The 21,222-nt window shown below is 54.5% G+C and carries 18 protein-coding genes; 4 read left to right on the top strand and 14 right to left on the bottom strand.

Features of this window, described 5'->3' with window-relative positions; translation table 11 throughout:
* Positions 1 to 61: 61 nt before the first annotated feature.
* Both nrdB and yfaE read left to right on the top strand, forming a co-directional pair.
* On the top strand, positions 62 to 1,192 hold the full coding sequence (nrdB, locus tag ACJY2L_RS09490; RefSeq protein WP_439212428.1) for a class Ia ribonucleoside-diphosphate reductase subunit beta: 1,131 nt from the start codon (positions 62 to 64) through the stop codon (positions 1,190 to 1,192).
* 2 nt (positions 1,193 to 1,194) lie between these two features.
* Positions 1,195 to 1,455 (top strand): class I ribonucleotide reductase maintenance protein YfaE, encoded by a 261-nt coding sequence (yfaE, locus tag ACJY2L_RS09485; protein ID WP_067432383.1) that lies wholly within the window; start codon positions 1,195 to 1,197, stop codon positions 1,453 to 1,455.
* Between the two features lie 24 nt (positions 1,456 to 1,479).
* Here the strand turns inward: yfaE and ACJY2L_RS09480 are convergent, their stop codons facing one another.
* Positions 1,480 to 2,676: a nicotinamide mononucleotide deamidase-related protein YfaY gene (locus ACJY2L_RS09480; RefSeq protein ID WP_439212429.1), complete on the bottom strand. Its 1,197-nt coding sequence runs from the start codon at positions 2,674 to 2,676 to the stop codon at positions 1,480 to 1,482.
* Positions 2,677 to 2,874: 198 nt separating this feature from the next.
* On the opposite strand from ACJY2L_RS09480, the gene ACJY2L_RS09475 reads away from it, so the two are divergent.
* A complete protein-coding gene (locus tag ACJY2L_RS09475; protein WP_439212430.1) occupies positions 2,875 to 4,308 on the top strand; it encodes a catalase in 1,434 nt (477 codons plus the stop codon).
* Between the two features lie 70 nt (positions 4,309 to 4,378).
* Here the strand turns inward: ACJY2L_RS09475 and elaB are convergent, their stop codons facing one another.
* Positions 4,379 to 4,687 carry a stress response protein ElaB gene (elaB, locus tag ACJY2L_RS09470; RefSeq protein WP_187485655.1) on the bottom strand — a complete coding sequence of 103 codons (309 nt, stop codon included), beginning with the start codon at positions 4,685 to 4,687 and terminating at the stop codon, positions 4,379 to 4,381.
* A gap of 338 nt (positions 4,688 to 5,025) precedes the next feature.
* On the opposite strand from elaB, the gene ACJY2L_RS09465 reads away from it, so the two are divergent.
* Positions 5,026 to 6,684, top strand: a complete 1,659-nt coding sequence (locus ACJY2L_RS09465) for a glucan biosynthesis protein D (RefSeq protein WP_067432395.1) — start codon at positions 5,026 to 5,028, stop codon at positions 6,682 to 6,684.
* A gap of 31 nt (positions 6,685 to 6,715) precedes the next feature.
* On the opposite strand, the gene ACJY2L_RS09460 is transcribed toward ACJY2L_RS09465, so the two are convergent.
* From ACJY2L_RS09460 to nuoC, 12 genes are all read right to left on the bottom strand, one after another.
* The gene (locus tag ACJY2L_RS09460; protein ID WP_439212672.1) at positions 6,716 to 7,180 is read right to left on the bottom strand and encodes a GNAT family N-acetyltransferase; all 465 of its coding nucleotides are present in this window, start codon (positions 7,178 to 7,180) and stop codon (positions 6,716 to 6,718) included.
* 82 nt (positions 7,181 to 7,262) lie between these two features.
* Positions 7,263 to 8,720, bottom strand: a complete 1,458-nt coding sequence (nuoN, locus tag ACJY2L_RS09455) for an NADH-quinone oxidoreductase subunit NuoN (protein WP_439212431.1) — start codon at positions 8,718 to 8,720, stop codon at positions 7,263 to 7,265.
* Positions 8,721 to 8,726: 6 nt separating this feature from the next.
* Positions 8,727 to 10,247 (bottom strand): NADH-quinone oxidoreductase subunit M, encoded by a 1,521-nt coding sequence (nuoM, locus tag ACJY2L_RS09450; protein ID WP_439212432.1) that lies wholly within the window; start codon positions 10,245 to 10,247, stop codon positions 8,727 to 8,729.
* 209 nt (positions 10,248 to 10,456) lie between these two features.
* Positions 10,457 to 12,292 carry an NADH-quinone oxidoreductase subunit L gene (nuoL, locus tag ACJY2L_RS09445; protein WP_439212433.1) on the bottom strand — a complete coding sequence of 612 codons (1,836 nt, stop codon included), beginning with the start codon at positions 12,290 to 12,292 and terminating at the stop codon, positions 10,457 to 10,459.
* Entirely contained in the window at positions 12,289 to 12,591 is a 303-nt protein-coding gene (gene nuoK, locus ACJY2L_RS09440) for an NADH-quinone oxidoreductase subunit NuoK (protein ID WP_013509877.1), read from the bottom strand. The genes nuoL and nuoK overlap by 4 nt, the downstream gene beginning before the upstream one ends.
* Positions 12,588 to 13,139 (bottom strand): NADH-quinone oxidoreductase subunit J, encoded by a 552-nt coding sequence (gene nuoJ, locus ACJY2L_RS09435; protein ID WP_439212434.1) that lies wholly within the window; start codon positions 13,137 to 13,139, stop codon positions 12,588 to 12,590. Before nuoJ ends, nuoK begins: the two co-directional genes overlap by 4 nt.
* 10 nt (positions 13,140 to 13,149) lie before the next feature.
* Entirely contained in the window at positions 13,150 to 13,692 is a 543-nt protein-coding gene (gene nuoI / locus ACJY2L_RS09430) for an NADH-quinone oxidoreductase subunit NuoI (protein WP_067432410.1), read from the bottom strand.
* Between the two features lie 12 nt (positions 13,693 to 13,704).
* Positions 13,705 to 14,682: an NADH-quinone oxidoreductase subunit NuoH gene (nuoH, locus tag ACJY2L_RS09425; RefSeq protein ID WP_439212435.1), complete on the bottom strand. Its 978-nt coding sequence runs from the start codon at positions 14,680 to 14,682 to the stop codon at positions 13,705 to 13,707.
* Complete coding sequence (nuoG, locus tag ACJY2L_RS09420; RefSeq protein ID WP_439212436.1) at positions 14,679 to 17,405, bottom strand: NADH-quinone oxidoreductase subunit NuoG; 2,727 nt, start codon at positions 17,403 to 17,405, stop codon at positions 14,679 to 14,681. The genes nuoH and nuoG overlap by 4 nt, the downstream gene beginning before the upstream one ends.
* A gap of 151 nt (positions 17,406 to 17,556) precedes the next feature.
* Complete coding sequence (gene nuoF, locus ACJY2L_RS09415; protein ID WP_439212673.1) at positions 17,557 to 18,897, bottom strand: NADH-quinone oxidoreductase subunit NuoF; 1,341 nt, start codon at positions 18,895 to 18,897, stop codon at positions 17,557 to 17,559.
* A 2-nt stretch (positions 18,898 to 18,899) separates the two neighbouring features.
* Positions 18,900 to 19,415, bottom strand: a complete 516-nt coding sequence (gene nuoE, locus ACJY2L_RS09410; RefSeq protein ID WP_067432423.1) for an NADH-quinone oxidoreductase subunit NuoE — start codon at positions 19,413 to 19,415, stop codon at positions 18,900 to 18,902.
* A 2-nt stretch (positions 19,416 to 19,417) separates the two neighbouring features.
* Positions 19,418 to 21,217, bottom strand: coding sequence for an NADH-quinone oxidoreductase subunit C/D (nuoC, locus tag ACJY2L_RS09405; protein ID WP_439212437.1), 1,800 nt, complete (start codon positions 21,215 to 21,217; stop codon positions 19,418 to 19,420).
* Between the last annotated feature and the right edge of the window lie 5 nt (positions 21,218 to 21,222).

Below are 21,222 nucleotides of genomic sequence, written 5' to 3'. Positions count from 1 at the left end.
GGGCGGCCCGTGTCGTCCCTGCTCTTCCCCGTCGGGGCCAGTTTGCTTTGGATATTTCATTATGGCTTACACTACTTTTTCGCAGAACAAAAACAACCAGCTGGATGAGCCGATGTTTTTCGGTCAGTCGGTTAACGTTGCGCGTTACGACCAGCAAAAATATGACATTTTTGAAAAGCTGATCGAGAAGCAGCTCTCTTTTTTCTGGCGCCCGGAAGAGGTTGACGTCTCACGCGACCGCATCGATTATCAAGCCCTGCCGGAACATGAAAAGCATATTTTCATCAGCAACCTGAAGTATCAAACGCTGCTCGATTCCATCCAGGGCCGTAGCCCGAACGTGGCGCTGCTGCCGCTGATTTCGATTCCGGAGCTGGAAACTTGGGTGGAAACCTGGGCATTCTCAGAAACTATTCACTCGCGTTCTTACACCCATATCATTCGCAATATCGTGAACGATCCGTCGTTGGTGTTTGACGATATCGTCAGCAACGAACAGATTCTGTCACGTGCGAAAGATATCTCCGGTTACTACGACGACCTGATCGAGATGACCAATTACTGGCATCTGTTGGGCGAAGGCACCCATCAGGTTAACGGCAAAACCGTTACCGTCAGCCTGCGCGCGCTGAAAAAGCAGCTCTATATCTGCCTGATGAGCGTAAACGCGCTGGAAGCGATCCGCTTTTACGTCAGCTTCGCCTGCTCGTTTGCGTTTGCTGAACGTGAACTGATGGAAGGCAATGCTAAAATCATTCGCCTGATTGCCCGTGATGAAGCGCTGCACCTTACCGGCACGCAGCATATGCTCAACCTGATGCGCAGCGGCGAAGACGATCCGGAAATGAAAGACATTGCCGAAGAGTGTCGTCAGCAGTGTTATGACCTGTTTGCGCTGGCCGCGCAGCAGGAAAAAGAGTGGGCAGAATATCTGTTCCGCGACGGCTCAATGATCGGCCTGAACAAAGATATTCTTTGCCAGTACATTGAATATATCACCAACATCCGTATGAAAGCGGTTGGCCTCGATCTGCCCTTCAAAACCCGCTCTAATCCGATTCCATGGATTAACTCCTGGCTAGTTTCGGACAATGTGCAGGTGGCGCCGCAGGAAGTGGAAGTCAGCTCGTATCTGGTGGGTCAGATTGACTCGGAAGTGGGCGAAGACGACTTCAACGACTTCCAGCTGTAAGCATGGCCAGTTCGCTTGTGATCCTGCGCACCAGCGGTGCGCAGTTACAGTGCAGTGATGAACACCCTTCTCTGCTCGCAGCACTGGAATCGCACAATCTGTGCGTGGAATACCAGTGCCGTGAAGGCTACTGCGGCTCCTGCCGCACCCGCCTGTTAAAAGGCGAAGTCTGCTATGCCGCTAAGCCGCTGGCTTTTGTACAGGAGGGCGAGATTCTGCCCTGCTGCTGCACCGCCAAAGGCGATATCGAAATCGAGATGTAGTCTCTGCTACATCTCGCCATTGTGTTACGCCTTCAACGACTCCACCACATCCACCCAACCGTGCCCGGTGCTGACCTCCATTGCCAGCAGCCAGCGACGCAGCATGTTTGCCGCCATCATCGCCACCACTTCCTGCCGCGCTTTAGTGTCATGACGGCTGTTGGTAAAAGCGATTCGTTGTGCCCAGGTGCCATCCGGCGTGGTTAACGCCAGGCTGAGCTGATTCTCCTGCAGGCTACCGATTGCCAGCGCGATATCAGCGCTGTTTTCTGCGATCAACTGCGCACAGCGTGTGGCCAGTTCGGTCAGCGTCTCTTGTCCAGCTGGCTGGATACTGCCTGCGCGCAGTGGCACCGCAGCCGAGGCGAGCTGCCAGTGCACTAAGCCGGCGGTAAATTGTTCATTGATAGTGAGCGTTAAGCCGCGGGTATGCAGCTGTTGCGCTAACAACGCTGGCAGGCCGCCCGTTCCCTCATACAATGTGCATTCTGCCAGCTGCAACCGAACCTGCTGCCACGCCTGTTCCATTGCCGTACGTTGCGCAGCGGGCCCGGTAAGTTTGATTTCAATGATCGGCATGGATGAGCGATAGCCCATGGTAACGCCTTCCGGCAGCGCAATGCCTTCCAGCTCAGCGGCCAGATCGCTTTCACCGCGGCCAAACGTTGTCAGGCGCAGGCAGATCGGCGGCTCCGGCAGCTCAAAGCGGCTTTTCAGGCGTGGAACGATCTGCTGTTCTACCATGACCTTAAACTCCGACGGCACGCCGGGAGTGAAAAACATCAGACAGCGATTAAGCTGCAGCGCAAAGCCGCAGGCGGTGCCGACCGGGTTATCCACCAGCTCGGCATTTTCCGGGATCTCAGCCTGTTTACGATTACTGGCGGCCATCACGCGGCCACGGCCAGCAAACCAGGCTTCCATCTTCTGCAGCCACTCTTCATGTAATACCAGTGCGGTACCGCTGGCCGTGGCCGCTGCCAGCGAGCTTAAATCGTCGCTGGTGGGCCCAAGTCCGCCATTAACGATCAGCACATCAGCAATCTGGCTGCGCTCCTGCAACGCACTGACCAGCGCCTCCAGGCTGTCGCCAACCGTTGAACGGCTGGTCATCGGTAAACCCTGTTGAAACAGCACATCCGCCAGCCACGCGGCGTTGGTATCAATAATCTGTCCGTGCAGTACTTCATCGCCCGTTGAGAGCATTTCGACTCTGATCACTTTTGATTTCCTTTATCAGCGCATATTGGCAGGCCAACGCGTAAGAAAAACCGCGCGGTTTGCCTTATTTGATAGATAGCAGCAATAGATTCTGCCTGATTGCCATGCTTCGCTTGCTCGTAACACAATAGGCTATCCCGATGGATATAGCAGAACCTGAAAGACCGTTCCTTAATTCACCTGCAGAGAGATAGCGACATGACTAAAAAAGGACTTACCAGCGCCTCGGGCGCGCCGATTGCTCATAATAATAATTCAATGACGGCCGGACGCCGCGGGCCGTTGTTATTACAGGATGTATGGCTACTGGAAAAGCTGGCGCATTTTGATCGGGAAGTGATCCCTGAGCGCCGTATGCATGCCAAAGGCTCTGCCGCTTACGGCACCTTTACCGTTACCCAGGATATCACCCGTTTTAGCCGGGCAAAAATCTTTTCCGAAGTGGGCAAACAGACCGAACTGTTCCTGCGCTTCTCCACGGTAGCCGGTGAGCGCGGCGGCGCCGATGCCGAACGCGATATTCGCGGCTTCTCGATGAAATTCTATACCGAAGAAGGCAACTGGGATCTGGTGGGCAACAACACGCCGGTATTCTATCTGCGCGATCCGCTGAAGTTTCCCGATCTTAACCACGTGGTTAAGCGCGATCCGCGCACCAACCTGCGTAACCCAACCTACAAATGGGATTTCTTCTCGCACCTGCCGGAAGCGTTACATCAGTTGACCATCGATTTCAGCGACCGCGGCCTGCCGCGTAGCTATCGCCACATTCACGGCTTCGGCAGCCATACCTACAGCTTTATCAATGACCAACACGAGCGCTTCTGGGTAAAATTCCATATGCGCTGCCAGCAGGGCATCGCTAACCTGATGGATGATGAAGCAGCACTGTTGATCGGTCAGGATCGCGAAAGCTCGCAGCGCGATCTGTTTGAATCCATCGAGCGTGGCGATTTCCCGCGCTGGAAATTCTACGTGCAGGTAATGCCGGAAAGTGAAGCCTCCTCTACCCCTTACAACCCTTTCGATCTGACCAAAGTGTGGCCGCACGCGGATTATCCGCTGATTGAAGTGGGTGAGTTTGAGCTGAACCGCAATCCGGATAACTATTTTACCGAGGTTGAGCAGGTTGCCATGAGCCCGGCCAACGTGGTTCCAGGCATCGGCTTCTCCCCTGACCGCATGCTGCAGGGCCGTCTGTTCTCGTATGGTGATGCACATCGCTACCGTTTAGGCGTAAACCATCATCAAATTCCGGTTAACGCACCGAAGTGCCCGTTCCATAACTATCACCGTGACGGCGCCATGCGCGTTGATGGCAACAGCGGAAACGGTGCGACCTATGAACCCAACAGCTTTGGCGTATTTCAGGAACAGCCTGACTTCAGTGAGCCGCCTTTGTCACTGGAAGGTGCGGCCGATCACTGGAATCATCGCGAAGATGAAGACTATTTCAGTCAGCCGCGCGCACTGTTTAATCTGATTGGGGAAGCGGAGCGTCAGCGGATGTTCCAGCGTATCGCCGGTGAGTTGCGCCAGGTGCCGGAATTTATTCAGCAGCGCCAGATTGCGTTATTTTATCAGGTTGATACCGCGTATGGCGCGGGCGTCGAGCAGGCGCTGGCCGGATAAGGCGATTGGCGGTCACGCCAGAAAGCAGGTTGTTAAACAGTAAAAAGCGCCCAATTGGGCGCTTTTTTTCTTATCGGCGCAGCAGCAGACCGATAATCAAACCGGCGGTGGCGCCGATGCCGATGCCCTGCCACGGTTTTTCGTGAACATAGTCATCAGCACGGTAGGCAACGTTCTTCGCCTGGTAGTAATAGCTGTCCGAAGCGTTGCTGACGCGTGTTTTCACATCATGCAGGGCCTGCTCAGCTTTGGTTTTCAGCTCAATGTACTTCTGGTCAGCCGGATCGCCAGAGGACTTCAACATCTCTTCAAGCGTTTCCGTTAACAGGGTTAAATCGTCATCAAGACGGGCTTCATGCGGCTCATTAGGTGTAGTCATCTTTTCCTCCGTGTAGGTAACAGCTATCCCATTAACTATAGTCACTTTTTCCGTCTGTGCGACCGATCGGCTCCAGGAATGCGCTGAGAATGGCTTTCGCGTCTGGCGGGCCTGAATCGTACGCCAGCCGCGGCCTGCTAAAGCAAAGATATGTCAGCGCACCGGCAGAAGCGGGGAATTTTCTGCGCTTGTTTGATTTATCTGATAAATTTTCCCTGGACTGAATTTTTATTTCTGCGGACTGTCGTACCTCCCTGTAACCTGGCTAAACAGGTCTGTTTGGGGTGCACGAGCACGACAGTCACTACACTCGTTCAGCAAAGGAAAAGATTTCTGGCATGAATCGTAGAATGTTTATGAAAGCGTCGATGGCCTTCGCCACGGTCAGTGGGATGTCCGGCGTCTCCACGCTATTTTCGCAGTCGGCCTGGGCCGCTGATGGGATCGCTGACGGCAACGCGATGCGCTTCGACTTTGAATCGCTGAAAAAGAACGCTGGCGCGCTGGCGAAGCAACCCTGGGGCGGCGCACCAGGTCCTCTGCCGGCAACGTTAGCGAATCTTACACCGCAGGCTTATAACGATATTCAGTACGATGCAAACCACTCATTGTGGAACAACATCCCCGATCGTCAGCTTGATGTGCAATTTTTTCACGTTGGCATGGGCTTTAAACGCCGCATCCGCATGTTCTCCGTTGATGCCGCCAGTCGTGAGGCGCGCGAAGTTCACTTCCGTCCGGAGTTGTTTAATTACAATGACGCCAAAGTGGATACCAAACAGCTGGAAGGCAAAAACGATCTCGGCTTTGCCGGATTCCGTGCCTTTAAGAAACCGGAGCTGGCGCGTCGCGATATCGTCTCTTTCCTCGGTGCCAGCTATTTCCGCGCCGTCGATGACACCTACCAATATGGTCTGTCAGCACGCGGCGTAGCGGTAAATACCTTTAGCAACGGCCAGGAGGAGTTTCCGGACTTCACCGCCTTCTGGTTTGAAACGCCAGACGCTTCTGCTACCACCTTTGTAGTATATGCGCTGCTGGATGGCCCCAGCCTGACCGGTGCTTATAAGTTCACCATTGAGTGCGAAGCGGAACGGGTGGTGATGACCATCGAGAATCATCTCTTTGCCCGCAAGGATATCGGTCAGCTCGGTATCGCACCGATGACCAGCATGTTCAGCTGCGGCACCAACGAGCGTCGGATGTGTAACACCTACCATCCGCAGATTCATGACTCCGATCGTCTGGCGATGTGGACCGGCAAAGGTGAGTGGATTGCCCGGCCGCTGAATAACCCGCAGCGCCTGCAGTTCAATGCTTATGAAGATGAAAACCCGCGCGGATTTGGCCTGTTGCAGCTTGATCACGACTTCAAAAATTATCAGGACGTGATCGGTTGGTATGACAAACGACCAAGCCTGTGGGTCGAGCCGGTCGGAAAATGGGGCAAAGGCGCAATCAACCTGATGGAAATTCCTACCACCGGTGAAACGCTTGATAACGTGGTCTGCTTCTGGCAACCCGCGGAGCCGATTAAAGCGGGTAGCGAATTTAGCTTCCAGTACAAACTCTACTGGAGCGGATTACCGCCGGTTCGCAGCGGTCTGGCGCGCGTCGATGCCACGCGCACCGGTATTGGTGGCTTCCCGGAAGGCTGGGCGCCGGGTGAACACTTCCCGGATACCTGGTGCCGTCGTTTCTCCATCGATTTCATTGGTGGCGATCTCAAGGCCGCCGCGCCGAAAGGCATTGAGCCGGTGATTACCGTCTCTGCGGGCACCATCAAGCAGGTGGAGATTCTCTACGTTGAGCCGATCAACGGCTATCGCATCCTGTTTGACTGGTATCCGAACAGCGATGCCATTACGCCGGTTGAGATGCGCCTGTTCCTGCGCACCAAAGAGGAAACGCTGAGTGAAACCTGGCTTTACCAGTATTTCCCACCCGCGCCCGATCAGCGTAAGTATGTGGATGACCGGCAGATGACGCCGGGATAAACGAATAACGGGCGAGAAATCGCCCGTTTTTTTAGGCGTGCGACGGCACGCGCTGCATACTGATATGCGGGATACCATCTTCAGAATAAACATCGCCATACGGCGTAAAGCCGAGCTGCTGATAAAACCTCTGCAGATGCGCCTGTGCCGACAGATATTGCTGATGCTCTGGCCAGTGACGCTCACAGCTGCTTAGCGCCTGCTGCATCAGCGCAACACCAAGCCGCAACCCGCGCGCGTCGTCCGAAACCACCACGCGACCAATCGCCACCGGGCTCTGGGCATCGGCTGGTGCCAGAATGCGCGCGCACGCCAGCACGCGCTGCTGGTGCAACGCCAACACGTGGCGGTTGTCGCCGAGCAGGTCCAGCCCATCCAAATCCAGATAGGGGCACTGCTGCTCCACCACAAACACCTGCGATCGCAGCGCCAGCATGCTGTACAACGTGGTGGTATCCAGTTCATGGTGCGCATAATCACGCCATTCAATCTCCATCATGACAACTCCTGTTATTTCTCTGCGACAGAAATGAAAAAATCAGGCCCGGGAGCCTGATTTTTTTAGCCTTGCTATGAGTTTACATCAGCGGTTGGGCAAGCTGAACCAGCCTGATAAGCGGCTGTGGATAGACACCCAATAGCAGCACCAGGATTGCTGAAATCAGCACCACGACGCCACCAGCGGTGAACGCCCAGTTTGCTGGCGTATCGCGGGTGTGCATTTCCGGCGGGCTGAGGTAGAGGCTCACGGTCACGCGCAGATAGTAATAGAGGCCAATGGCGCTACCTGCTACCACCGCACCGGTCAGCCACCACAGCTGGCCGCTGACACTCGAAGCGATGACGTAGAACTTACCGATAAAGCCCAGCGTCATGGGAATACCTGCCAGCGACAGCATCATCACCGTCATCACCGCGGAGAGGATCGGGCGATGCCAGAACAGACCACGGTAAGAGAACAGCGAATCGGCATCAGAACCGCGGTACGGGCTGGACATCAAACTGACCACACCAAACGCGCCGAGGCTGCTGAACAGATAACCGGCCAGATAGACACCGGCGGTTTCCAGCGCCAGCTGTTGGCTTTGCACGACGATCAGCGCCACCAGCAGATAACCGAGATGAGCGATAGAAGAGTAACCCAGCAGACGCTTGATGTTGCTCTGCGAAATCGCCATCAGGTTACCAAACAGAATGGAAACAAAGGCGATAACGGCCAGCACGGTACGTACTGCTTCGCTGTCGGTAACCGGTGCGTACATGAACAGACGCATGATTACGCCAAAGATAGCGATCTTGCTGGCGGTGGCGAGGAAGGTGGAAACCGGTGCAGGCGCACCCTGATAGACATCTGGTGTCCACAGGTGGAAAGGCACCAGCGACAGCTTAAAGCCAAGACCGATGATCATCATGCCAAGACCGATCAGCAGCAGCGGCTCACGCAGCATATCGTCGCTGAGATGCTGTCCCAGCGCCACAAAGCTCAGGTTGCCGGAGTCCGCGTAGATCAGGGCGATACCAAACAGCAGGAACGACGAGGCAGCAGCCGAAAGAATGGTGTATTTCAGCGCGGCTTCCAGCGAACGTTTCTGACGGAAAGCATAACCAATCAGACCAAACAACGGCAGCGACAGCAGTTCCACACCGATAAACAACGCGGCAAGGTGGTTGGCGCTCGCCAGCACAACCCCGCCCAGCGCGGCAATCAGCACCAGCAGATAGAACTCATCCTTGTTATCCGGAAAGCCAGCCAGCCACGGATAGGCAAAGGTGCAGGTCGCCAGGCTGGCTAACATCACCAGACCGGTATAGAACATTGAATAGCCATCGACGCGCAGCAGCGGCGTCACGTCCATCGGGCCAGCATGACCCACAAACCATAGCGAAAGCAGAGCCAGGTTGAGGCCAACGACCGTCAGCGTTGCGTTAACAAAATGGTTGCGTCGCCACGCAATGGACAGCATCACAACCACCACCGTCAATCCGACGATCAACAGCGGCAGCAACGCGATCAATTGTTGAGGAGTTATTGTCATGGCGAATTACGGCCTTGTAGTTGAAATTGAAGCGGTAAACCACTGCTGAATGTTACTCATTGCAGCGTGTGAGGTGTCGAGAAGCGGCTGCGGATAAACGCCAACCAGCACCAGCAGCACCACCAGAACCATAATCATAATGAACTCACGCGGAGTCATGCTTTTCAGCGGCTCCTGCGACGATGGCGCACCATAATAAGCACGTTGCATCATGATCAGGGAGTAAACAGAAGCAAACACCAGCCCAAACGTCGCGATGATGATAATGGTCGGCACCACCTGGAAGCTGCCGGTCAGAATCATAAATTCACCGACGAAGTTACCGGTGCCCGGCATGCCCAGGTTCGCCACGGCAAAAAACAGTGACAGACCCGGAATCCATTTAATGCGCGCCCACAGGCCGCCCATTTTACGCATATCGCGGGTATGCAGACGCTCATACAGCTGACCACACAGAATAAACAGCGCGGCGGCAGAGAGGCCGTGCGCAATCATCTGAATCACCGCGCCCTGGAAGGCCAGCTGGCTGCCGGTATAAATGGCGATCAGCACGAAACCCATGTGGGAAATCGAGGTGTAAGCGATCAGGCGTTTGATATCGGTCTGCGAGAACGCCATCCATGCGCCATAGAAGATACCGATAATACCCAGCCACATGGCGATAGGGGCAAACTCTGCCGAGGCGTTGGGAAACAGCGGCAGGCTGAAACGCAGCAGGCCGTAAGCAGCCGTTTTTAGCAGGATACCGGCAAGGTCAACTGAACCCGCCGTTGGCGCCTGACTGTGCGCATCGGGTAGCCAGCCGTGCAATGGCACAACCGGCATTTTCACCGCAAAAGCGATGAAGAAGCCCAGCATCAACACATACTCAACCGTTTTGGACATCGGCGTATTCAACAACAGCTCATAGTTGAACGTCCAGACGCCGGTGGCGTTGTAGTGCACAAACACCAGACCAAGAATGGCAATCAACATGACCAGGCCGCTTGCCTGGGTATAGATGAAGAATTTGGTCGCGGCGGTGATACGCGTTTTCCCGTCGGCGGCTTTGTGTCCCCACAGCGCGATCAGGAAGTACATCGGAACCAGCATCATCTCCCAGAAGAAGAAGAACAGGAACATGTCGATGGCAAGGAACACGCCAATCACACCGCCGAGGATCCACATCAGGTTAAGATGGAAAAAGCCCTGATATTTCTCGATCTCATTCCACGAACAGAGCACGGCCATCAAACCGAGCAGCCCGGTAAGCACCACCATCAATAAAGAAAGACCATCGAGTGCCAGATGGAATTCAATGCCGAAACGCGGAATCCAGGGCACGGAAAATTCGGATGCCCATTGTGGAAGGCCTGACGCCTGCGTTAATGCGTAGTTCCCCTGCAACCAGAGCTGAAGGCCCAGCGCCAGCGTCAACCCCATTGTAATGAGTGCAATCCAGCGCGGTAATTTTGCGCCCATGCGTTCGGCCAGCCAGCAGAGTAAGCCGCCGACGAAGGGGATTATGATTAGCCAAGGTAATAACACGGCGTTTAGTTCCCTTTTTTAACCTTGCTATGCCTATTCCAGCGGGTTACTTGCTCCGTCAGAGCCTTCTGCCTGGCGCAGGTGGCGCACATTGGCTGAGGGCAGTAACGGTGGCAAATGGCCAGCGCGGAATGCGCATTCTTCAGGTAATTTTTAACATTCTTGGTTAAGAGTGGGAGAACGTACTCTCCCACCCCACTCACTTGCTTTTACACCACCAGCATCAGCGCCAGCACGACCACGGCACCAATGCTCATCGACGCGACGTACCAACGGAGATATCCATTTTCACTGACCACCAGTCCCTTGTTTGCCAGTCTGGAAAACAGCGCTGGCAGGTTCATCAATGCGTTAAATGGATCGCTTTTCAGCAGCCAGGCGATACCAAGATAAGGTTTCACAAAGATCTTATCGTACAGCCAGTCAAAGCCCCAGGCAGCAAACCACCAGGTTGAAAAGAAGCGGCCCGGTGCGCTGTTAGCAATGTTGTTGACCAGCGTACGTTTACCTAACCACAGCGCGGCGGCGATCAAAATACCGACCACAGCAACCACGCCAGAGGCGATCTCAAGAGCAACTTTGCCCGCTTCTCCAGCATCAGTTTCTGGCAACACTGTCGACAGCGGTGGCGTAATGAGCGCGCCAACAAAGGTAGACAGGATCAGCAGGACGATCAGTGGCAGATGATGAGTGATCCCTTTACCCGCATGCGCATGGATCTTTTCTTCACCATGGAAGACGATGAAAATCATACGGAAGGTATAGATCGAGGTGAGGAATGCACCTACCAGACCAGCTACCATCAGGTTCATATGGCCGTTAGCCAGCGCACCAAACAGGATTTCATCTTTACTGTAGAAGCCTGCAGTAATAATCGGCAAGGCTGACAGGGCTGCGCCCCCCACCAGGAAGCAGATATAAACAAGTGGAATGCTTTTACGCAGGCCGCCCATTTTGAAAATATTCTGCTCATGATGACAGGCAAGAATGACCGAGCCTGAGGAGAGGAACAGCAGCGCTTTAAAGAAAGCGTGCGTCATCAGATGGAAAATGGCGGCATCCCATGCCTGCACACCGAGCGCCAGGAACATGTAGCCAATCTGGCTCATGGTCGAGTAAGCCAATACGCGTTTGATGTCGGTCTGTACCAGCGCGGCGAAACCTGCCAACACCAGCGTAACCGCACCAACAATGCCTACCAGATGCAGCACTTCCGGCGTCAGCAGGAACAAGCCGTGCGAACGCGCGATCAGATAAACACCGGCGGTTACCATGGTGGCAGCGTGAATCAGCGCAGAGACCGGCGTTGGACCAGCCATCGCATCGGCCAGCCAGGTTTGCAGCGGCAGCTGGGCTGATTTACCGACAGCGCCGCCAAGCAGCATCAGCGTTGCCCATTGCAGCATGTGATTGTCAGCGGCGAAGTGCGCCGGTGCCAGCTCTGCCATTTCACGGAAGTTCAGCGTACCCAGCTCGTTGTAGAGAATAAACAACGCGAATGCCAGGAACACATCACCAACACGCGTGATGATAAACGCCTTCATGGCCGCTTTGCCGTTATCTGGATTGGTATAATAGAAACCGATCAGCAGATATGAGCACAGGCCTACCCCTTCCCAGCCGAGATACATCAGCATCAGATTGTCAGCCAGTACCAGAATCACCATGCTGGCGATAAACAGGTTGGTATAGGCGAAGAAGCGCGAGTAGCCCTCTTCACCGCGCATATACCAGGAGGCGAACATGTGAATGAAGAAGCCAACGCCGGTCACCACGGAGAGCATTGTCAGCGATAAACCATCCAGCGTCAGATTGACGTCGATGGTGAAGTTGCCAACGTGCATCCAGGTCCAGAGCGCCTGCGTATAGGCTTGCTGACCGTGATTAAAGAAATCAAAGCCCACAAATGCCGTGGTAGCCGCAGCCAGACCAACCGATCCCATACCAATAGTGGCTGACAGATTTTCTGACCAGCGACCACGTGAAAACGCCAGCAGCAGGAAGCCGATCAGCGGAAATAAAACGGTTAAGTAGAGAAAGTTCATCCGCGCATCTCGCTTACTGTGTCAATGTTAAGCGTCTGACGACGACGATAGAGCTGTAATAACAGCGCCAGGCCGATACTCGCTTCTGCAGCTGCCAGACTGATCGCCAGGATGTACATAACCTGTCCATCAGCCTGTCCCCAGTAGCTGCCTGCCACCACCAGCGCCAGCGCTGCGGCATTGATCATGATTTCCAGACCAATCAGCATAAACAGCAGGTTACGACGCAGAACCAGCGACGTTAGCCCGAGAACGAACAGAACTGCCGCCAGGATTAAACCATGTTGCAGAGGGATCATGCGTGCTCCTCCTTTTCAACTTTGACGTCAGCCGGGCGATTGCTCAGCACTTCGCCATGACGATCTTCACGTCCAATGTGGAACGCCACCACTAAACCTGCCAGCAGCAGCATCGAAGCCAACTCAACCGCAAGAACATAAGGACCAAACAGGCTAATGCCGACGGCCTTGGCATCGATAACCGTGCCATCAATGCCCTGATCGTTAGCCGTGAGAATGGCGTAAACCATCACCACCAACAGCAATAACGAGGCGATGCCCGGGCCGATCCACATGGCTGGCTTCAACCATTCACGCTCCTGCTCTTCGGTTGATCTGCCCAGATTGAGCATCATCACAACGAAGACGAACAGCACCATGATGGCACCCGCGTAAACGATGATCTCCAGTGCGCCAGCAAAATAGGCACCCAGCGAAAAGAATACGCCAGCAACCGCCAGCAGCGAGATGATCAGATACAACAGGGCGTGCACCGGATTGGTATGCGTAATCACCCGCAACGTAGTGAGAATCGCAACCAGCCCGCAAATATAAAACGCAAATTCCATGCCTGGCTCCTTAAGGTAATAAACCTTTGACGTCGATGGGTTTGGCTTCGTTTTCAGCGTCGCCCTTATCTTTGCCGTCGATCGCCATGCCCGCCATACGATAAAAGTTATATTCCGGATATTTACCCGGTCCTGAAATTAACAGGTCTTCTTTCTCGTATACCAGATCCTGACGTTTGAACTCACCGAGTTCAAAATCAGGGGTCAACTGGATAGCGGTAGTGGGACAGGCTTCCTCACACATGCCACAGAAAATGCAGCGTGAGAAGTTAATGCGGAAGAACTCCGGATACCAACGGCCATCCTGGGTTTCCGCCTTTTGCAGCGAAATACACCCCACCGGACAGGCTACTGCGCACAGGTTGCAGGCAACACAACGCTCAGCACCATCGGGATCGCGGGTCAACACAATACGGCCACGGTAACGTGGCGGCAGATATACCGGCTCTTCCGGATACATCATGGTTTCGCGTTTGGCGAAGGCATGCATGCCAATCATCCAGATGCTGCGAACGGTGGTGCCGAAACCAACGACGATATCTTTTAATGTCATCTCGTAAACCCCTTACTGCGCGTTGTAGAGAATCACTGCGGCGGTCGCCAGCAGGTTCAACAAGGTCAACGGCAGACAAACTTTCCAGCCGAACAACATCACCTGGTCATAACGCGGGCGCGGTAACGCGGCGCGAATCAGAATGAACATCATCATGAAAAATGCGGTTTTCACTGCAAACCAGATGAAAGGTGGTAACCATGGGCCGTGCCAGCCGCCGAAAAACAGCGTTACCATCAGCGCGGAAACGGTGGTTATCGCCACATATTCCCCCACAAAGAACAGACCGAATTTCATACCGGCGTATTCAATGTGATAACCATCGGCCAGTTCCTGCTCCGCTTCCGGCTGGTCAAATGGATGACGGTGACATACCGCCACGCCAGCAATACAGAAGGTCACGAAACCAAAGAATTGCGGAATGATGTTCCACAGATGCTGCTGGCTGTTAACGATCTCATTCATATTGAACGAACCCGCCTGCGCCACCACACCCATTAGCGAAAGACCCAAAAACACTTCGTAGCTCAATGTTTGTGCAGAGGCACGCATCGCACCGAGCAGAGCGTACTTGTTGTTACTCGACCAGCCTGCAAACAGCACCGCATAGACAGCCAGACCGGCCATCATCAGGAAGAAGAGCAGACCGATATTCAGGTCTGTCACCATCCACGTTGGCGAAACCGGTACGATAACAAAGGCCAACAACAGGGAAACGAAGGCGATAACCGGCGCTAGCGTAAAAATAGCCCGATCGGTAAAAGGTGGCACCCAGTCCTCTTTAAAGAACATTTTGAGCATATCTGCCACCAGCTGCAGCGAGCCGCCCCAACCTACCCGATTTGGCCCATAGCGGTTCTGGAACAAGCCGAGCAGACGACGCTCGGCAAAGCTCATAAAGGCACCGCACGCCACCACCACTAACAGAATAATGACCGCTTTTACCACGCCCCAAATGACATCAATAACATCCGGTGTCAGCCAGTTCATTGTACCGCCTCCCGCAGTTGATCAATGTTAGCGCCGACGAGGAATGGCGGAATGCCCGGCATGCCTAACGGCAAGCCAATCTGCCCCGCCTGCAACGCATTGGAAAGTGAAACCGGTAAGCGCAGCGTTTCGCCGGAGCAGGTCAGTTCCAGCGATGTGCCGGCATTGACGCCCAGTTTTGCCGCATCGGCCGGATTAACAAATACGCAGGCCGGCAGCATGCGCTGCTGAATCACTGGCGCACGCTGGCTCATCTCTTCGCTACCGAACAGACGGTAATAAGGCGCCACGCGCCAGCTCGCTTCGGTGCTGACAAAAGCAGCCGGCACTTCTGCAAACCACGCCAGTTGACCCGCAGAGGCTTCAAACAGTCGTACGCCTGGATCGCCGTTACGCAGTTTGCCGCCCACTTCATCCTGGAATTTATTCCACGCCTGCGGTGAGTTCCAGCCTGGTGCCCAGGCAAACGGAATCTGCGAACGCGGTGCCGATGGTTGGTTGTTCCCTTCCATTGAGAAGGCAAACATGGTGTCCTGATCCTGCGGCTGACGCGGTTCATGCACGCTGATGTTGGCACGCGCTGCGGTACGGCCACTGGAACGATGTGGTGAACGTGCCAGCTTCTGTCCGCGAATACGGAAAGAGGCATCAGGTGCGGCTTCTTTAATCGCCCGCAACTGTGGCAGTGCGACAACCACGGCATCAATCACATGATCAAGCTGCGTCCAGTCAACGTGGCGATTTTCCACCGTGCTGCGCAGAGAGTGCAGCCAGCGCCAGCTTTCCAGCATATCAATGCTGTTATCGTAATAAGCGGGATCGTAGACCTGGAAGTAACGCTGAGCGCGGCCTTCAAGGTTGATCAGCGTGCCATCACTCTCAGCAAAACTGGCGGCAGAAAGAATGAGCCCGGCTTTTTCCAGCGTGGCGGTGCGTTGATGATCCACCACAATAACGTTTTCTGCGTTGTTCAGTGCGGCATCAACCTGCGCTTTTGACGCATGACGATAAAGATCGTTTTCCAACACGATCACCGCCTGCGCGTCGCCGCTGGTCAATGATTCCAGCGCGCTGTCCAGCGTATTGCCGCCCATCAGGCCGAGGCCCATGCTGTTTGCCGCTGAGGCCAGCAGCGTGATCCCGACATCGGCACCGCGCGCTTTAAGTGCTTTTGCCACGTTGGCTGCGGCGGCGATCATCGCGTCGCTACCGGAATGGGTACCGGAGATGATCAGGGGTTTTTTCGCCCCGCTCAACGCCTGCACCACTACATCAAGCTTGCCTTTCAGCGTGGTATCAAAATCTCCGACCGCTGGCGCGCTGCTGTCGATGGCGTTAGCGATCGCAAAGCCCAGACGTGCCTGATCGTCGACCGGCGCGCGATAGCTCCAGGCAGCAATATCATCCAGCCGCGTTTCGTCAACGTTGGTGACAAACAGCGGATGTTTCGCATGTTGTCCGATATTTAAAATGGCAGCGATTTGCCAGTCAGCCACTTTTTGTGCGGCTGCCATTTCACGGGCCTTGCCTTTTACCGCCTGACGAACAGAAAGTGCCACGCGCGCGCCGGTTTGGGTCAAATCTTCACCCAGTACCAACACCGCATCATAGCTCTCAATTTCGCGCAGTGAAGGCGTATGGATGCCGCCTTCCTGCAGAACTTTGAGCATCAGTTCGACGCGAGCCTGTTCGCCTGCTGGCATTCCGGTTGAGAAGTTTTCCGCCCCTACCAGCTCACGTAAAGCAAAGTTACTTTCGATGCTGGCACGCGGAGAACCGATACCGATAATTTTATGCGTCTGGCGTAAAACGTCCGCTGCGGCTTCCATCGCCTGGCTTGCATTCAACGCAATCCAGTCGCTACCGCGACGCTGCATCGGATGACGAGGGCGGTCTTTCAGGTTGACATAACCGTAGCCGAAGCGGCCACGATCGCAGAGGAAGTAATGGTTTACGCTGCCGTTATAGCGATTTTCGATACGGCGTAGTTCACCGTAGCGCTCGCCGGGGCTGGTGTTACAGCCAACGCTGCACTGCTGACAGATGCTTGGTGCAAACTGCATATCCCACTTACGGTTGTAGCGTTCCGAGTGAGTTTTATCGGTGAAGACGCCAGTTGGGCAAATTTCCACCAGGTTGCCGGAGAATTCGCTTTCCAGTGTGCCATCTTCCGGACGACCAAAATAGACGTTGTCATGCGCGCCATAAACACCCAGATCTTTGCCATCAGCATAATCTTTGTAATAACGTACGCAGCGATAGCAGGCGATGCAGCGGTTCATTTCATGCGAAATAAAGGGCCCCAAATCCTGATTGCGGTGGGTACGTTTAGTAAAGCGATAGCGTCGGAAGCTATGGCCCGTCATTACCGTCATATCCTGCAGATGGCAGTTACCGCCCTCTTCACAGACCGGACAGTCATGCGGATGGTTGGTCATCAGCCATTCCACCACGCTTTCACGAAACTCTTTCGCTTCACCATCATCAATTGAGATGAAGGTGCCGTCTGAGGCTGGCGTCATGCACGACATAACCAGGCGACCGCGGGTATCTTCGGCATTTTGATATTGCTTTACCGCGCACTGGCGGCAGGCGCCGACGCTACCCAGCGCCGGGTGCCAGCAAAAATAAGGAATATCAAGTCCCAGCGAGAGACAAGCCTGCAACAGGTTGTCTGCACCATCCACTTCATATTCTTTACCGTCTACATGGATTGTAGCCATAGTGAACATGCTTCCGTAAGGCTCGTCAGCGACAAGCGTTAAACAATAATTCTTTTTCCCTTCTTCTCTTCAGCGGCCGCTATTACTGCGGCATCGCGGAGAAAAGTAAGGTCAACCGGCGTAAGCCAGTTTGAATCCCGGTAGCGGTGGCTTACCAGCGCGTATTCAGCAGATTAGGCTGAATACCTGCAATGGCACGCGTGTTGCCAAACACCTGCGGCGCGATGCCCGCTTCAAACTCTTCGCGGAAATATTTGATTGCGCTCTGTAATGGCTCAACAGCACCCGGCGCATGCGCACAAAAGGTTTTACCCGGACCGAGCTGGCGGCAGAGCTGCAGTAGGGTCTCAATATCACCAGGCTGGCCTTTGCCCTGCTCAAGTGCACGCAGAATTTTCACGCTCCACGGCAGACCATCGCGGCAAGGTGTACACCAGCCGCACGATTCGCGCGCAAAAAACTCTTCCAGGTTGCGGACCAGCGACACCATATTAATTTCATGATCGACTGCCATCGCCAGCGCGGTGCCAAGACGGCTACCGGCTTTACCAATGCTGCCAAATTCCATTGGCAGATCGAGATGTTGTTCGGTCAGGAAATCGGTACCCGCTCCGCCCGGCTGCCAGGCTTTGAACTTAAAGCCATCACGCATGCCACCGGCATAATCCTCAAGGATCTCGCGCGCGGTGATACCAAAAGGCAGTTCCCAGACGCCCGGATTTTTTACCCGGCCGGAGAAGCCCATCATTTTGGTGCCGGCATCTTCACTGGAAGAAATACCTTTATACCAGTCAACGCCGTTAGCGATGATGGCTGGCACGTTGGACAGCGTTTCAACGTTGTTGACGCAGGTCGGCTTACCCCATGCACCAGCAGAGGCAGGGAATGGCGGCTTGGAACGCGGGTTCGCGCGACGACCTTCCAGCGAGTTGATCAGCGCAGTCTCTTCGCCGCAGATATAGCGACCCGCGCCGGTATGCACAATCAGCTCAAAATCGAAACCGCTGCCAAGGATATTTTTGCCCAGCAGACCGGCTTCTGTTGCTTCAGCAATTGCACGACGCAGATTAACCGCCGCTTCAATGTACTCGCCACGTAAGAAGATATAGCCGCGATAGGCTTTGAGGGCAAAAGCGCCAATCAGCATGCCTTCCACCAGCTGGTGCGGTAGCTGCTCCATCAGCAGGCGGTCTTTATAAGTGCCAGGCTCCATTTCATCCGCATTACACAGCAGGTAACGGATGTTCATGGACTCATCTTTCGGCATCAGGCTCCACTTGAGGCCCGTTGAGAATCCCGCACCGCCACGGCCTTTCAGGCCGGAATCTTTAATCTGCGACACGATCTCATCAGGCGCCATCGCGGTCAGCGCTTTTTCCGCTGCGGCGTAACCGTTTTTACTGCGATATTCATCCAGAAACACCGGCTGTTTATCATCGCGCAAACGCCAGGTGAGCGGATGCGTTTCTGCAGTACGAATGATCTGTTTAATTGTCATTGATACTGCTCCAGTAACGTCGCAATGGATTCTGGCGTCAGATGCACATGCGTGTCCTCATCCACCATCATGGTTGGGCCTTTATCACAGTTGCCGAGGCAACAGGTCGGCAACAGCGTAAAGCGGCCATCTGCGGTGGTTTGGCCCGGCTTGATGCTAAGATTAGTTTCCAGCGCGGCCTGAATGCCCTGATAACCGGTGATGTGGCATACCACGCTGTCGCAGTAACGGATAACATGACGGCCAACCGGCTGACGAAAAATCTGGCTGTAGAACGTGGCCACGCCTTCAACGTCACTGGCAGGAATATCCAGCACTTCAGCAATAGCGTGAATAGCGCCGTCCGGCACCCATCCGCGCTGCTTTTGCACGATTTTTAGCGCTTCGATTGAGGCGGCGCGCGCATCTTCGTAATGATGCTTTTCATGCTCAATGGCATCACGTTCAGCAGCACTCAACACAAAGCCAGCGGTTGGGTCGATCGTTTCGATCGCAATTTTTTGATCGTGCATAGTTAGCGGTCCACGTCTGACATAACAAAATCGATACTACCGAGGTAAACGATCAGATCGGATACCAGGCTGCCACGAATCACCGAAGGAATCTGCTGCAAATGCGGGAAACTCGGTGTGCGCACGCGTGTGCGATAGCTCATGGTGCTGCCATCGCTGGTCAGGTAGTAACTGTTGATACCTTTGGTCGCTTCAATCATCTGGAAAGATTCCTGAGCCGGCATAACCGGTCCCCAGGAAACCTGCAGGAAGTGAGTGATCAAGGTTTCGATATGCTGCAAAGTGCGTTCTTTCGGCGGCGGCGTTGTCAGCGGATGATCGGCCTTATACGGGCCTTCCGGCATGTTGTTAAGGCACTGTTCGAGAATGCGCAGACTCTGGCGCATCTCTTCCATTTTCAACATAACGCGGCTATAAGCATCGCTGATGCCATCACCAACGGGCACTTCAAAATCGAAGTTTTCATAACCTGAATACGGGCGCCATTTACGCACGTCAAAATCCAGGCCAGTGGCGCGCAGTCCGGCGCCGGTGGTGCCCCAGGCCAGCGCCTCTTCCAGGTTATATGCCGCCACGCCTTTTGAACGCCCAATCAGCACGGTGTTTTTCAGCGCAGCCTTGGTGTATTCGTCCAGTCGTTTCGGCAACCAGTTAATGAAGTCGCGCAACAGGCGCTCCCAACCTTTTGGCAGATCGTGAGCTACGCCGCCAATACGGAACCAGGCAGGATGCATGCGGAATCCAGTGATAGCTTCCACCACGTCATAAATTTTCTGGCGATCGGTAAAGGCAAAAAACACCGGTGTCATAGCACCGACGTCCTGAATAAAGGTCGAAATGTAGAGAAGATGGCTGTTAATACGGAACAGCTCTGACAGCATCACGCGGATAACGTCAACGCGTTGTGGAACGGTGATGCCGGCCAGCTTTTCTACCGCCAGCACATACGGCAATTCGTTAACGCAGCCGCCAAGATATTCAATACGATCGGTATAAGGAATGTAGCTGTGCCACGACTGACGCTCGCCCATCTTTTCGGCACCGCGATGGTGATAGCCGATGTCAGGCACGCAGTCGACGATCTCTTCACCGTCCAGCTGCATGATGATGCGGAACGCACCGTGCGCAGAAGGATGGTTAGGACCGAGGTTCAGGAACATGAAATCCTGGTTTTCTGTGCCGCGCTTCATGCCCCAATCTTCAGGCTTGAAGGTCAGCGCTTCCATTTCGAGATCTTCTTTCTGCTTGGTCAGTGTAAACGGATCAAACTCGGTGGCGCGTGCCGGATAATCTTTACGCAGCGGATGCCCTTCCCAGGTCGGCGGCATCATGATGCGGGTAAGATGCGGATGGCCATCGAAGGTGATGCCAAACATTTCCCAGGTTTCACGCTCGTACCAGTTGGCATTAGCGAAAATTTTGGTCAGCGTCGGCAGGTGTAGATCGGTTTCCGCCAGCGCCACTTTCAACATAATGTCGCGGTTACGATCGATCGACAGTAGATGATAGAAAACGGAGAAATCGGCCGCCGGTAAGCCTGCGCGATGCGTACGCAAACGCTCATCCACGCCATGCAAGTCATACAGCATGACGTAAGGTTTTGGCAGCTTGCGCAGGAAGGTGATGATCTCCAGCAGCTGTTCACGCTTAACCCACACCACCGGAATGCCGGTGCGAGTGGCCTGAACGGTAAAGGCATCCGGCCCAAAGCGGTTGTGTAACTCGCCGATCACTGGATCATCCAGATGCTCCCGGGTTTGCCATGCTGGCTGAGCGAGATCGTGCGCGGTTGAATCTGTCATAGTTT

It is taken from the genome of Duffyella sp. Ts4, assembly GCF_051851875.1.
Taxonomy (GTDB): Bacteria; Pseudomonadota; Gammaproteobacteria; order Enterobacterales; family Enterobacteriaceae; genus Duffyella; species Duffyella gerundensis.
This window is presented reverse-complemented; position numbering and strand designations above follow the sequence as displayed.

Excerpts from the sequence above, each read along its gene's own strand:
- nrdB (WP_439212428.1), top strand. The coding sequence starts at position 62 with ATGGCTTACACTACTTTTTCGCAGAACAAAAACAACCAGCTGGATGAG.
- yfaE (WP_067432383.1), top strand. The coding sequence starts at position 1,195 with ATGGCCAGTTCGCTTGTGATCCTGCGCACCAGCGGTGCGCAGTTACAG.
- ACJY2L_RS09475 (WP_439212430.1), top strand. The coding sequence starts at position 2,875 with ATGACTAAAAAAGGACTTACCAGCGCCTCGGGCGCGCCGATTGCTCAT.
- elaB (WP_187485655.1), bottom strand. The coding sequence starts at position 4,687 with ATGACTACACCTAATGAGCCGCATGAAGCCCGTCTTGATGACGATTTA.
- ACJY2L_RS09465 (WP_067432395.1), top strand. The coding sequence starts at position 5,026 with ATGAATCGTAGAATGTTTATGAAAGCGTCGATGGCCTTCGCCACGGTC.
- ACJY2L_RS09460 (WP_439212672.1), bottom strand. The coding sequence starts at position 7,180 with ATGGAGATTGAATGGCGTGATTATGCGCACCATGAACTGGATACCACC.
- nuoN (WP_439212431.1), bottom strand. The coding sequence starts at position 8,720 with ATGACAATAACTCCTCAACAATTGATCGCGTTGCTGCCGCTGTTGATC.
- nuoL (WP_439212433.1), bottom strand. The coding sequence starts at position 12,292 with ATGAACTTTCTCTACTTAACCGTTTTATTTCCGCTGATCGGCTTCCTG.
- nuoK (WP_013509877.1), bottom strand. The coding sequence starts at position 12,591 with ATGATCCCTCTGCAACATGGTTTAATCCTGGCGGCAGTTCTGTTCGTT.
- nuoJ (WP_439212434.1), bottom strand. The coding sequence starts at position 13,139 with ATGGAATTTGCGTTTTATATTTGCGGGCTGGTTGCGATTCTCACTACG.
- nuoI (WP_067432410.1), bottom strand. The coding sequence starts at position 13,692 with ATGACATTAAAAGATATCGTCGTTGGTTTCGGCACCACCGTTCGCAGC.
- nuoH (WP_439212435.1), bottom strand. The coding sequence starts at position 14,682 with ATGAACTGGCTGACACCGGATGTTATTGATGTCATTTGGGGCGTGGTA.
- nuoG (WP_439212436.1), bottom strand. The coding sequence starts at position 17,405 with ATGGCTACAATCCATGTAGACGGTAAAGAATATGAAGTGGATGGTGCA.
- nuoE (WP_067432423.1), bottom strand. The coding sequence starts at position 19,415 with ATGCACGATCAAAAAATTGCGATCGAAACGATCGACCCAACCGCTGGC.
- nuoC (WP_439212437.1), bottom strand. The coding sequence starts at position 21,217 with ATGACAGATTCAACCGCGCACGATCTCGCTCAGCCAGCATGGCAAACC.